This window comes from Microbaculum marinum (genome assembly GCF_037855135.1).
GTDB lineage: Bacteria > Pseudomonadota > Alphaproteobacteria > Rhizobiales > Tepidamorphaceae > Microbaculum > Microbaculum marinum.
The window spans coordinates 113,838-126,811 of record NZ_JAZHOF010000006.1 but is presented as its reverse complement, the minus strand read 5'-3'; the positions used below and the strand labels follow the sequence as shown (position 1 = coordinate 126,811).

Annotated in this window: 9 protein-coding genes; 6 read left to right on the top strand and 3 right to left on the bottom strand. The window is 66.6% G+C overall.

Features of this window, described 5'->3' with window-relative positions; genetic code table 11:
* Positions 1-2: 2 nt before the first annotated feature.
* Positions 3-860, bottom strand: coding sequence for a DUF1194 domain-containing protein (locus V3328_RS15350; RefSeq protein ID WP_340330563.1), 858 nt, complete (start codon positions 858-860; stop codon positions 3-5).
* A 197-nt stretch (positions 861-1,057) separates the two neighbouring features.
* Between V3328_RS15350 and V3328_RS15345 the strand changes: the two genes are divergently transcribed.
* The 6 genes from V3328_RS15345 to V3328_RS15320 all read left to right on the top strand — a co-directional run bounded on the left by V3328_RS15345 (position 1,058) and on the right by V3328_RS15320 (position 8,122).
* Positions 1,058-2,332, top strand: coding sequence for an acetylornithine deacetylase/succinyl-diaminopimelate desuccinylase family protein (locus tag V3328_RS15345; RefSeq protein WP_340330562.1), 1,275 nt, complete (start codon positions 1,058-1,060; stop codon positions 2,330-2,332).
* 109 nt (positions 2,333-2,441) lie between these two features.
* Entirely contained in the window at positions 2,442-3,923 is a 1,482-nt protein-coding gene (locus tag V3328_RS15340) for an ABC transporter substrate-binding protein (RefSeq protein WP_340330561.1), read from the top strand.
* A 235-nt stretch (positions 3,924-4,158) separates the two neighbouring features.
* The gene (locus V3328_RS15335; RefSeq protein WP_340330560.1) at positions 4,159-5,112 is read left to right on the top strand and encodes an ABC transporter permease; all 954 of its coding nucleotides are present in this window, start codon (positions 4,159-4,161) and stop codon (positions 5,110-5,112) included.
* Positions 5,081-5,959: an ABC transporter permease gene (locus V3328_RS15330; protein WP_378759065.1), complete on the top strand. Its 879-nt coding sequence runs from the start codon at positions 5,081-5,083 to the stop codon at positions 5,957-5,959. The genes V3328_RS15335 and V3328_RS15330 overlap by 32 nt, the downstream gene beginning before the upstream one ends.
* Positions 5,956-6,954: an ABC transporter ATP-binding protein gene (locus tag V3328_RS15325; RefSeq protein WP_340330558.1), complete on the top strand. Its 999-nt coding sequence runs from the start codon at positions 5,956-5,958 to the stop codon at positions 6,952-6,954. The genes V3328_RS15330 and V3328_RS15325 overlap by 4 nt, the downstream gene beginning before the upstream one ends.
* A 199-nt stretch (positions 6,955-7,153) precedes the next feature.
* On the top strand, positions 7,154-8,122 hold the full coding sequence (locus V3328_RS15320) for an ABC transporter ATP-binding protein (protein ID WP_340330557.1): 969 nt from the start codon (positions 7,154-7,156) through the stop codon (positions 8,120-8,122).
* Here the strand turns inward: V3328_RS15320 and V3328_RS15315 are convergent.
* Entirely contained in the window at positions 8,107-9,675 is a 1,569-nt protein-coding gene (locus tag V3328_RS15315; protein WP_340330556.1) for an ankyrin repeat domain-containing protein, read from the bottom strand. The two genes, V3328_RS15320 and V3328_RS15315, sit on opposite strands and share 16 nt — an antisense overlap.
* Positions 9,676-9,870: 195 nt before the next feature.
* Positions 9,871-12,972 (bottom strand): efflux RND transporter permease subunit, encoded by a 3,102-nt coding sequence (locus V3328_RS15310; RefSeq protein WP_340330555.1) that lies wholly within the window; start codon positions 12,970-12,972, stop codon positions 9,871-9,873.
* Positions 12,973-12,974 lie beyond the last annotated feature (2 nt).

Sequence of the window (12,974 nt, the reverse complement as noted above, 5' to 3'; positions counted from 1 at the left end):
GGTCAGGGCGTATCGCCGTCCATGAACATCTGCCACTGGCGTTCGCCGACATCGCAGGGAATGCGCGTCGCTGCCGCCGATGCAGGAACGGGTTTCGGCCCGGTTTCCTCCGGCCCGGTCTCTTCGGGCGCGTTCGTGCCGGCGATCTCGAGCACCAGCTTGTTGCGGATCGCCTCTGCGAACTCCCGCGCGGAATAGACCGGAAGGGAGAACGAGCCGGCGCCGCCGATTACGCAATCCTCGTAGTAGATGTCCAGATCCGGCAGGTCGAACAGCGACAGCGGCTTGGTCGGATCGGGAACGAACGGCAGCCCGTTTATGGTGACGCCGCCGGCGATGATCGCGTCGCGCGCCGTGTCGACGCGGCCGCCCTGGTTGTTCGGCCCGTCGCCGGATACGTCGATGACCCGGCGCATGCCCCGGTAGCCGTTGTCGTCGAACAGTTGGCCGGAATAGGTCAGGGCCCCGCTGATCGACGTTCGCCTCAGCCGCGAGATCGGCGCCTCGGCGAGCAATGCCGAAAGCTCGGCGGCGCTGTCCTTGCCGTCGACAGCGACCCAGTCGATGACGACATACTGGCTGATCGAACCGGCCCATTCGACATAGGCCACGGCGATCTTGCCGTGAATGCCCTGTTCGATCGCATTGACCACCATCGGGTCGAGGAAAGCCTTGACGTAGCCCTCTCTTTGCAGCGCCTGCTCGTCGACGTCCATGCTGAGCGAGACGTCGACTGCGATGACGAGTTCCAGGTCGACCGGCTCTTCGGCGGTCGTCTGGACCGAGCGAAAGGGTGTCGGATCCGCCCCGGCGGCAAAAGGTGAGAGTGCGACGGTACCGAAAAGTACGGCCGCGGCCATCGTTTCGAAGAAATGGTCTCCGTGTCGCATTCCTGTAAAGGATAGGTCGAGTGGCCGGGCGAAGCATTCACAAATCTGCGATCCGGAATCCTGCGCGCCGATTTTGGTTCCGATAAGGCATGGAAGGCGCTGCCGTCCTCTTGCCGCGACGGCGTCGGGTTGAAAAACTGACCTCTGAAAACGGCAAGAGGATAGGCATGCGCGACGAGCTGTTTGCCCGTATTGAATCCCGGACCGAAGAGCTCGTCGAACTGACGGCCGACCTGATCCGGATCCCGACGATAAATCCCCCCGGCGACGTCTATGTCGACTGTGCCCGGTTCATCGGCGAACGCCTGGGAGCGCGCGGCTTCGAGGTCCAGTACGTGCGCGGCGAGGGTAGTCCCGGGGATTCGGATCGCTACCCGCGCATGAACGTCATCGCCCGCCGGCAGGGGAGCAGGCCGGGTCCATGCGTCCATTTCAACGGCCATACCGACGTCGTCGAGGTGGGACGGGGCTGGACTGTCGCTCCGTTTGCCGGAGTGGTGCGGGACGGCAAGGTGTACGGACGCGGCGCCTGCGACATGAAGGGCGGAATAGCTGCGGCGATCATCGCCGTCGAGGCGCTGGTCGAGACGCGGCCCGATTTCCCCGGCGCGCTGGAGATTTCCGGAACCGTGGACGAGGAGACCGGGGGCTATGGAGGCGTCGCCTACATGGCGCGGCAGGGGCTGTTCTCCAGGCCTCGGGTGGATCACGTCATCATTCCCGAACCGCTCAACGTCGACCGCGTGTGCCTCGGTCATCGCGGTGTCTGGTGGGGGCAGATCGAGACGTTCGGACGGATCGCCCACGGCTCGATGCCATTTCTGGGCGACAGCGCTATCCGGCACATGTCCGCCGTTCTGGAGCGGTTCGAGCACGAGCTCTACCCGCATCTCGACGGCAAGCGGACCGAAATGCCGGTTGCACCGGAAGGTGCACGGCGCTCGACGATGAACATCAATTCTGTCCATGGCGGCCTGTCCGAGGGATTCGACGGCCTGCCGTCCGCCGTCGTCGCCGACTCCTGCCGGGTTGTCGTCGACCGCCGCTACCTGATCGAGGAGAGCTACGACGAGGTGCGCGGGGAAATCGTCGACCTTCTCGAACGGCTGAAACGGGACCGGCCCAATTTCCAGTACAATCTCAAGGAGATGTGGTCGGTGCCGCCGACGATGACGGATCGGGACGCGCCGGTGGTTCGGGCGGTTGCCGGAGAAATCGAGGCGGTACTCGGCCGGGCCGCGGACTACGTCATCTCGCCGGGCACCTACGACCAGAAGCATATCGCCCGTCTCGGCCATCTGCACGACTGCATTGCCTACGGCCCCGGCATTCTCGATCTGGCGCATCAGCCGGACGAATACGTCGCGATCGACGATCTCGTCGCCTCCGCCAAGGTGATGGCCGCATCCGCCTGGGCGCTGATGACCGGCGAGGTGGCGTAGGCGACCCGTCCGGACACGCAAGATCGGGGTGGACTGGCCGGTTTCGCGTGCGCGACTTTCTGATACTCTCCGGCGCGCAGGTGAGCTACCACCAGGGAGACGAGTGACGATGAAGCGTATTGGTTTGTTGGCCGCATTGGCCTTCGCCGCGACCGCAGTTGTGGGGCCGGTCAGCGCCGCAAAGACTGACCTTACGATGGGCGTGGTTCTCGAACCGCCGCATCTCGATCCGACCGGCGGTGCCGCCGCGGCTATCGACGAAATTGTCTATGCCAACGTCTTCGAGGGCCTGACGCGGATCGACCGTAACGGCGAGGTCAAGCCTGCGCTGGCCGAGAGCTGGACGATCTCCGATGATGGTCTGACCTATACCTTCAAGCTGCGCGAGGGCGTCAAGTTCCACGACGGCAGCGACTTCACTGCCGAGGACGTGAAGTACAGCCTGGACCGCGCCGGTGCCGAGGATTCGACCAACGCGCAGAAGGCGCTGTTCGAGCCGATCGAAAGCGTCGAGGTGACCGATCCCTCGACCGTCGTCGTGACGCTGAAGCGCCCGACAGGCGGGTTCCTGTTCAACATGGGCTGGGGCGATGCCGTCATCGTCGCCCCCGAGTCCGCCGACGGGAACAAGTCCAGTCCGGTCGGGACGGGCCCCTTCAAGTTCGTCGAATGGGTCTCGGGCGACCATGTGACGCTTGATAGGAACCCCGATTACTGGGGGACGCCCGTCGCCCTGGAAGAGGCGACGTTCAAGTTCATTCCGGATCCTGCCGCCGCGGTCGCAGCGCTGATGGCAGGCGACGTCGACGCCTTTGCCAACTTCCCGGCCCCGGAATCTGTGCCGCAGTTCGAGGCGGATCCGCGCTTTACCGTGGCGATCGGCTCGACGGAGGGTGAAACCATCCTGTCGACCAACAACGGCAAGAAGCCGTTCGACGATATCAGGGTCCGTCAGGCGATGGCCCACGCCATCGACCGCCAGGCCATCATCGACGGCGCGATGTTCGGACAGGGCACGCCGATCGGCAGTCATTTCGCCCCTCATCACCCGGCCTATGTCGACCTGACGGGTACCTACCCCTACGACCTGGAGAAGGCGAAGGCATTGCTCGCTGAGGCCGGCTATCCGGATGGCTTCGAGGCGACCCTGAAGCTTCCGCCTCCGACCTACGCGCGCCGCGGTGGCGAGATCGTGGCCGACCAGCTCGGCAAGGTCGGCATCAGGCTCGAGCTCATTCCGGTGGAGTGGGCGCAGTGGCTGGAGCAGGCGTTCAAGGGCAAGGATTACGACCTCACCATCGTGTCGCATACCGAACCGATGGACATAGGGATCTATGCCCGCGACGACTACTACTTCGACTACCACAATCCCGAGTTCAACGAGGTCATGGACAAGCTGGCGGCCGAGACCGACACGCAGAAGCGCTATGAGCTGATGGGCGAGGCCCAGAAGATCCTCGCCGAGGACGCCGTCAACGGCTTCCTGTTCGAGCTTGCCAAGACCGGCGTGTGGGACGCGAAGCTCGAAGGGCTGTGGGAGAACAGCCCGGTCCAGGCTAACGACCTGACCGAGGTGAAGTGGACCGAGTGATCCGTTCGGACGGTTTCGGAGCACCAATAGCGATGGGGCCGCGCAAGGACGCGGCCCCTTTGCGTTTGGGGGGCCTTGAGGTCGATCGGCTCGCCACAAAGTCTTCGCAGTCCTTGCTCTGGGCCCCGGATCAAGTCCGGGGCATCGGCCAGTTCCTGTTGCGCGGCTGTGCCAACAATGCACAGCGACGTCCCGGACTTGATCCGGGACCCAGAAGGGCGTCAGCGTTGCGCTCATGAGCCTGCTGATCGCCAAACGTCTCGCCGCCCTTGTCGCGACGCTGTTCGCCACCTCTCTCGTCGTCTTCCTGGTGATGGCGGTGCTGCCGGGGGACCCGGCGACGATCATCCTGGGCATCGGCGCCCAGGAGGACACGCTCGCCGCCCTGCGCCACCAGCTCGGGCTCGACCTGCCCCTCCTCCAGCAGTACCTCCGCTGGGTTGGCGGTCTTCTCACCGGCGACCTCGGCACCTCCTACACCTATTCGCGGCCGGTCTCCGAACTGATCGGCCAGCGCGTCATGGTCAGCCTGCCGCTGGCGGTGTTCGCCATTGTGCTGTCGACCGCCATCGCCATCCCGTGCGGCGTGCTCGCCGCGGCCCGGCACAACGGGCCGGCCGATATCGGCGTCTCCACCGCAGCCCAGATCGGCATCGCCATCCCGAACTTCTGGTTCGCGATGCTGCTCATCCTGTTCTTCGCGATCCGGCTCGGCTGGTTTCCCGCCGGCGGCTTCCCGGGCTGGGACGAGGGCGCCAGCGCGGCGCTGGGCGCGCTCGTGCTGCCGGCGGTCGCATTGGCGCTGCCGCAGGCGGCGATCCTGACGCGGGTGACGCGCTCCGCCGTGCTGGAGGTCCTCGGCGAGGACCACGTCCGCACGGCGCGTGCCAAGGGCCTGACCCGGGGCGCCGCGCTTCGCCGCCACGCGGTGCGCAACGCGCTGATCCCGGTGGTGACGATCATGGGCCTGCAGTTCTCGTTCCTGCTCGCCGGCACGATCGTCATCGAGAACGTCTTCTATCTGCCCGGTCTCGGCCGGCTGCTGTTCCAGGCGATCGCCCAGCGCGACCTGATCGTCGTCCAGTCGCTGGTGGTCCTGCTGGCGGGCGCCGTGGTGATCGTCAACTTCATCGTCGATCTCGCCTATCTGGCGATCGATCCGCGCCTCAGGAGGGCCGTCGGTGGCTGAGGCGGCGTCGCTGCGGGAAGTCTTCGTCAAGGGCGTCCGCTCCGGCGCCTTCCTGCTCGGCGGGACGATCACCGCCGTCTTCGTGATCGTGGCGATCGTCGCGATCTTCTGGACGCCGTGGTCCTACACCGCGATGGACATTCCCGATCGCCTGCAGGCGCCCTCCTGGCAGCACTGGCTGGGCACCGACCAGTTCGGCCGCGACGTCCTGTCGATGCTGATGAAGGGCACCCACAATTCCGTGCTGGTCGCCGTCGTCGCGGTCGGCATCGGGATGGGCGTCGGCGTGCCGCTCGGCTCCCTCGCCGCTGCCCGGCGCGGCTGGATCGACGAACTCGTCATGCGGTTCTCCGACTTCGCGTTCGCCTTCCCGTTCCTGCTGTCGGCGGTGATGATCACCGCGCTGTTCGGTCCCGGCGCGGTCAATTCCATCATCGCGATCGGCATCTTCAACATTCCCGTCTTCGCCCGCGTCACCCGCGGTTCGGGCATGGCGGTGTGGCAGCGCGACTACGTCATGGCGGCGCGCGCGGCGGGCAAGGGCGAGGCCCGCATCACCGTCGAACACGTCCTGCCCAACATCGCCAGCGTGCTCATCGTCCAGGCGACCATCCAGTTCGCGCTTGCCATTCTCGGCGAGGCGGCGCTCAGCTATCTCGGCCTTGGCACCCAGCCGCCGCAGCCGTCCTGGGGCAAGATGCTGGCCGAGGCCCAGACGATGGCGGCGATCGCCCCGCACCTGGTCATCTTTCCCGGCCTCGCCATCGTCTTCGTCGTGCTCGGCCTCAACCTGTTCGGCGACGGACTGCGCGACGTGCTCGATCCCAGGCTGAGGCGGGCGCGATGAGCGTGCTGCTCGACATCCGCGACCTCGTCGTCGAGTTCCCCCCGGCACATGGCGACGGGCCCGGCGGCGCCGCGCGGGTGCTGCATCATGTCGACCTGCGCGTCGGCCGGGGCGAATCCGTCGGAATCGTCGGCGAATCCGGTTGCGGCAAGTCGATGACGGCGCTCGCCGCGATGGGGCTGCTGCCCGTCTCGGCCGACGTCGCCGGATCGATCGTGCTCGACGGCGCCGAGCTGACCGGGCTGGGCGACGGCGCCATGAGCCGCATCCGCGGCCGGCGCATGGGCATGGTCTTCCAGGAGCCGATGTCCGCACTCAATCCGGTCCGCACCATCGGCGACCAGGTCGCCGAGGGCCTGCGGCTGCACTTCCGTCTGCCCCCCGGCGAGGCGCTGGAGCGCGCCGTCGCCTTGCTCGAGCGCGTCGGGCTGCCGAGCAACCGCTTTTCGCCGGCCCTCTATCCCCACCAGCTGTCCGGCGGCCAGCGCCAGCGCGTCGTCATCGCCATCGCGCTCGCCTGCGGGCCGGACCTGCTGATCGCCGACGAGCCGACCACCGCCCTCGACGTCACGATCCAGTCGCAGATTCTCGACCTCATCGCCGAGGTGACGGCGGAAGAGGGGATGGCGCTGCTGATGATCAGCCACGATCTGGGCGTCATCGCCGAGACCACCGACCGGATGCTGGTGATGTACGCCGGCACCGTGGTGGAGGAGGGGCCGACGACCGAGGTCTTCGCCCACATGGCCCACCCCTACACCCGGGGCCTGTTCGCCGCGATGCCGGCCAGGGGCCTGATCGGCGGCGGCCGCCGGCTCGCCACCATCCCCGGCCAGGTCCCCGATCCGCGCGCGCCGCGCGTCGGCTGCCCGTTCGCGCCCAGATGTCCGCGGGCGCGAGAGCGCTGCCGGATCGACACGCCCGCAGCCGACCCGTTCGGACCCGGCCACACGGTGCGCTGCTTCTACCCCGGCCGGGAGGAACACGCGGCATGAAACCGATCCGCGAGCCGTCCGGTGGGTCTGGGGGAGACGGCGCCGGCGGAATTCATGTGTCTCCGCCTGCACCCACCTCCCCCCGGCGGGGAGAGGTCGGCCGACGGCAGGGTGAGGGGGTGCCGACCTCTGAATCGGGCACATGTGATGCATGCCGCGATGTCGGAGACGGATTCGCATCGGCTATGGAGAGCCTTGGGTGACCGACCTCGTCGCCATCGAGAACGTCGTGCGCGACTACGCGCTGCCGCGGCCCGGCCTGTTCCGGCCGCACCCGGTCTTCCGCGCCGTTCATGGCGTGTCTCTGGCGATCCCGAAGGGGCGCAGCCTCGGGCTGATCGGCGAATCCGGCTGCGGGAAGTCGACGCTCGCCCGCATCGTCCTCGCCCTCGACAGGCCAACCGGCGGCACGGTGCGGCTCGACGGCGAAGACCTGTTCGCTGTGTCTCCGGCCCGGCTAAGGGCGCTCAGGCGGCGTATGCAGATCGTCTTTCAGGATCCCTACGCCTCGCTCGATCCGCGCCGCAAGGTCGGCTGGATCGTCGCCGAGCCGCTCAGCGTGCTCGCTCCCGGGATGCCGCGCGCCGAACGGCGCCGCGAGGTCGCCGCCGCGCTCGACGCCGTCGGACTTGCCCCTGCCCATGCCGAGCGCTATCCGCACGAGTTCTCCGGCGGGCAGCGCCAGCGCATCGCGATCGCCCGCGCACTGGCGACCCGGCCGGAGCTGATCGTCGCCGACGAGCCGGTCTCGGCGCTCGACGTCTCGATCCAGGCGCAGATCCTGAACCTGATGATGGACCTGCGCGAGCAGCGCGGGGTCACCTTCCTGTTCATCAGCCATGACCTTACCGTCGTCAGCCACGTCACCGACGACGTCGCGGTGATGTATCTGGGACGCGTGGTCGAGCGGGGGCCCACGGCGGAGGTCTTCGCCAGTCCGGCCCACCCGTACACGGCACTGTTGCTGTCGGCGGTGCCGAAACCCGATCCGGCATTCCGGCGCAGGCCGAAATCCGTGCCGACTGAGCCGCCGCAGGCCCCCGCGGAGGGGGCCTGCCCGTTTGCTCCGCGCTGTCAGCGCGTCACCGACCGTTGCCGCAGGGAGGATCCGCTGCTCGCTGAACGCGGGGCCGGCCGTCAGGCGGCCTGCTTTCACCCGCTCGTCTGAAGCGCGCCGTTCTCGGCGAGCCGTTCCTCCAGGAAGGCGGTGATCTCGTCGCTCCCGATGTCGAGATGGCCTCGCTCGGGGAGGATCGGGAAGCCAGCATCGACGAGCAGCCGTGCGGTCTCGATGTAGTCGCCCTCATCTCGGGCGGGACAGTTGACGGAACCGTGCACCGCGTTCCCCAGCGCTGTTGCCCCGTACATGTTGATGTGCCCGATGTCGGGATCGAGGCCCAGATAGAAGCGCACATAGTCGCTGTGTCCGAACCAGGCGGCGATGTGCAGCGGGGTCATCTTCTCGAAGTCGGTCATGTTGGGATCGAAGCCGACCTCGTTCATCAGTTCGAGGGCCTCCAGGCGCCCCTTCTGCGCGGCAAACCCGTTGTGCAGCCTCTGCTCGGCCTTCGAGAGCCGGGACACGATGTCCTTGTCCTGTGCCCACAGTTCGAGCGCGTCGCGGCGACGTCCCGAGACGACCGCGGCGAGAAACCTTTCTTCACGGGACAGGTCGGTTTCCAGACCGTGGCGGGCCAGCGCCTCCATCATGGACGAGTTGCCGTGCACCGCCGCCAGCGCGTAAGGCGACCGACCCTTGTCCGGTTGCGAGGTATCGGCGCCGTAGCGGATCAGCAGGTCGGCGAAGCGTCCGTCGCGGCCCCTGCGGATCGCGTGGCGCAAGGCGTTGCCGCCGTGATTCAGATGTTCGTTTGGATCCGCGCCGTTTTGCAGCAGCAGCTCAACCCCCTCGAGCTTGTCGAAGTCCAGCATCCGGAAGAGGGCATTGGTACCGGGGAAGGTTACGCCGTGCTTCAGCAGCAGCCGCATTTCCTCCAGCGTCTCGAACTCGCAGGCGTGATAGGCGCACTCGTTGTCGTTCGGATCGGCGCCGGCTTCCAGCAGTAGCTCGGCGAGCGGCAGGTTGCGGGCCACGCACATTGCCGCGTAGAGGACCGACAGCTTTACCTTCGGATCGTCCGGCCACTCGTGCCGGACATTCGGATCGGCCCCCAGGTCGATCAGGTGCCGCACGATCCGCAACTGGGTGTCGGCGAGATCCGGCCGGATGCGGAAGTAGGGCGAGATGCAGACCCGCGTCAGCGGGTCGAGAGCGAGGCGGCTCGCCTCGGCGGCCTTTTCGGCAACCGTCACCCGCTCCGGCTCGGCGTCGAGAACCGCGCGAACGCGGTCCTCCTCGAAGAGGGCGAGTTGCAATGGAAAGTTGGTCTCGGCGATGTCCGGGGCGATCGTGAGGATTCGCTCAACCGGCCTTGGTCGCCCGTAGTACAGCGCAGTCGCCAGACGGGCGGCAAGTTCGTCCCGATCCGCGCGGCGCAGCTCGACGTCGAGCTTGAGCTTCGGCCAGCTCTCATAGCCGTTCTCGCGGGCGATCACGTGCAGGCAGTCGGCGAGTTTCGGGTCTCGGCTTCCGGGGAATACCGCTTCGAAACGGGCGCGCGCGTCCGTCTCGCCTGAAGCGATGGCGCGCTTCAGGTCCTTCGCGGCTTTTCTGAGATAATCGAGATTGAGTCGATCGGAATGAAGATTGGCAGCGTGCATGGCGCTTTCTCCGTCGTCATCCCATGGTCCACCCGATGGGTCGGAAAAAGGCCGTATGGCTGTTCTGGCTGAACGGGGTGAGTTCGACTCTGTCCGTGGACCGGGCGGCGCCCCCGTGGCGCGACGTCGTGAAGCTGGCCGATCGACGGGGGCGTGTCAAGACACCCGTCCTACACGCCCTTCATGGCGCAAACGTCATTCTGCCGCGTGTGGCAATTCGGTCTTGGGGACGGCGTGGATGTCGATGGTCGGGGCATGGTCCACTCTGACCTTTCTTGCGGCAAGGTAGGAGTAGACCACCGGGATCACGAACAGGGTGAAAAACGTGCCCACCAGAAGGCCGCCGACGATGACGAGGCCGATATCCTGGCGGCTCTCCGCACCTGCGCCCGTTGCGATGGCGAGCGGGACGGCACCGAGCACCATGGCGCCGGTCGTCATCAGGATCGGTCTCAGCCGCAGCACCGAGGCGTTGATGACCGCCTCGACCTTGTCCTGGCCCGCCGCCCGCAACTGGTTGGAGAACTCGACGATCAGGATGCCGTGCTTGGTGATCAGGCCGATCAGCGTTACCAGGCCGACCTGGCTGTAGATGTTCAGCGTCGACCCGTCGTACCACAGCGCCAGCAGCCCGCCTGTGATCGACAACGGCACCGTCAGCATGATGATGAACGGGCTGCGGAAGCTCTCGAACTGTGCGGACAGGACGAGGTAGATGAAGGCCAGCGCCAGTCCGAAGGTCAGGTATATGCCGGTGTTTGAGGACTGGAATTCGCGCGACTGGCCGGAGTAGTCCGTTCTCACGTCGAGCGGCAGAACCTCGTCGGCCACCTCGTGCATGAAGTCCAGCGCCTGGCCAAGCGTATAGCCCGGTGCGAGGCTGGCCGAAATCGTCGCCGAGCGGAGCTGGCTGAAATGGTTGAGTTCGCGCGGCGCCACAGTCTCCGTGACCGAGACCAGGTTGGAGAGCTGCACCATGTCGCCATGGTTCGAGCGCACGTAGATCTGGCGCAGGTCGTCCGGGTTCGTCCGCTCGACGTCTGCGATCCGCACGACAACTTCGTACTGGTCGCCGCCACGCCGGAAGCGTGTGACCTGCCGGCCGCCGAGGAGGGTCTCCAGCGTCCTACCGAGTTCGGACAGGTCGATGCCGACGTCGGCCACCTTGTCCCGGTCGACGTCGACCTTGAGCTGCGGCTTCGAAAGCTTCAGGTCTGAATCGAGGTTGACCAGTCCGGGATTGTCGGATGCCCGCGCCAGGAAGGCGTCGACGAGTTCCTGCAGCTCGGCGTAGGTGCGGGACGTCTGGATGACGAATTCCACGGGGGAGCTGCGAAAGCTCTGGCCGAGCGGCGCCGGTGTGGAGGGAAAGGCGCGCACGCCGGCGACCTTCGCCATCCTCGGCGTCATGTCCTGGGCGATCTGCTGGGCGGTACGCGTCCGTTCCCCCCAGGGCTTCAGGCCGATGAACGACAAGCCCTGATTGGCCAGCGGCGTACCGACGATCACGAAGTAGCGCTCGATCTCGGGGACCGAGGAGAAGACCTGCTCGATCTGCTGGGCATACCGGTCCGTATAGTCCACGGTCGCGCCTTCGGGGCCGCTGAAGAAGCTGATGATCGTCCCCTGGTCCTCGTAGGGGGCGAGCTCGGAGTTGATCTCCTTGAGCAGGAAATAGCTGGATCCCGCGACCGCGATGCCGATCAGGATAATCAGCGGGCGCATGTGCATGGCGCCGCGCAGCAGGGCCCGGTAGCCGGCGGTCAGCCCGTTGAAAGCGCCCTCGAATATCCGGTAGAGCAGGTTGTGCCGGGTCTGGTGCTTGAGCAGCTTCGAGCACATCATCGGCGTCGCGGTCAGGGCCACGAAGCCCGACACGAGCACGGCGCCTGCCAGCGCGAGCGCGAATTCGGTGAACAGACGCCCCGTCGACCCCTGCATGAAGCCGATCGGCACGTAGACGGCGGCAAGCGTCAGCGTCATCGCGACGATCGCGAAGCCGATCTCGCGCGCGCCCCTGATCGCGGCGGGAACCGGCGCCATCCCCTCCTCGATGTGGCGGTGGATGTTCTCCAGCATGACGATGGCGTCGTCCACGACGAGGCCGATCGCCAGCACCATCGCCAGCAGCGTCAGCGTGTTGATCGTGAACCCGAACGCGTACATCAGCGCGAACGTGCCGATCAGCGACACGGGGATCGCCACCAGCGGAATGATGGTGGCGCGAAGCGAACGCAGGAATATGAAGATGATCAGGACGACGAGGATGATCGCTTCGCCGATCGACTTGTAGACGTTGCTGATCGACTCCTCGATGAACAGCGAGCGGTCGTATGACGGCGTCAGCGTCATGCCGTCCGGCAGCGACTCTATCACTCTCGGCAGGGCCGCGTTGACGGCGGTCGATATGTCGAGCGGGTTCGCGGTGGCCTGCTTGACGACGCCGATGGTGACGGCGGTGTTGCCGTTGAAGCGGACCGTGCGGTCCTCGTTCAGGGGCCCGATCTCGGCGCGTCCGACATCGGAGAGGCGCACGAGGTAGCCCGCGTCCGTCTGACGCACGACCAGGTCGTTGAATTCCTGCGGTGTGCGGAGGTCGGTGGCGGACTGGACGGTGAACTCGCGGTCGCGGCTCTCTATGAGACCCGCCGGTATCTCGATGTTCTGGTTCCTAAGCGCCGCCTCGATGTCCTGGACCGTGACCCCGTAGGCGGCCATCCGGGCGCTGTCCAGCCAGATCCGCATCGCGTATTCGCGCTCGCCGTAGATCCCGATCTGGGCCACGCCGGGCAGGGACTGGAGCTGGTCCTTGACGACCTTCTCGGCAATCTCGGAGACCTCCAGCGAACTGTGACTGCCGGAACTCGACAGCGACAGGTAGACGGTGGCGCGCGCGTCGGCCTCGACCTTGCGGATCACCGGCTCGTCGATCTCGTCGGGCAGCTGCCGCCTCACCCGGCTGACGCGGTCGCGCACGTCGGCTGCGGCGTCGGCGGCGTCCCGGTCGAGGTTGAAGTTGACGTTGACCTGGCTGCGCTCCTGGCGGCTGGTCGACGTCATGAAGTCGATGCCTTCGATGCCGGCGAGCGAGTCCTCGATCACCTTCGTGACCTTGGTCTCGACGATTTCCGCGCTGGCGCCGGGGTAGCGCGTATCGACGCTGACGACCGGCGGATCGATATTGGGGTACTCGCGCACCGAAAGCCGCTCGTAGGACACGAACCCGACGAGCACCACGACAAGGCTCAGCACCGTCGCGAAGACCGGGCGGCGGATGCAGATTTCCGAGAGCGACATGG

Coding starts and splice junctions, on each gene's coding strand:
- V3328_RS15310 (WP_340330555.1), bottom strand. CDS start 12,972: ATGTCGCTCTCGGAAATCTGCATCCGCCGCCCGGTCTTCGCGACGGTG.
- V3328_RS15335 (WP_340330560.1), top strand. CDS start 4,159: ATGAGCCTGCTGATCGCCAAACGTCTCGCCGCCCTTGTCGCGACGCTG.
- V3328_RS15345 (WP_340330562.1), top strand. CDS start 1,058: ATGCGCGACGAGCTGTTTGCCCGTATTGAATCCCGGACCGAAGAGCTC.
- V3328_RS15315 (WP_340330556.1), bottom strand. CDS start 9,675: ATGCACGCTGCCAATCTTCATTCCGATCGACTCAATCTCGATTATCTC.
- V3328_RS15325 (WP_340330558.1), top strand. CDS start 5,956: ATGAGCGTGCTGCTCGACATCCGCGACCTCGTCGTCGAGTTCCCCCCG.
- V3328_RS15340 (WP_340330561.1), top strand. CDS start 2,442: ATGAAGCGTATTGGTTTGTTGGCCGCATTGGCCTTCGCCGCGACCGCA.
- V3328_RS15350 (WP_340330563.1), bottom strand. CDS start 860: ATGGCCGCGGCCGTACTTTTCGGTACCGTCGCACTCTCACCTTTTGCC.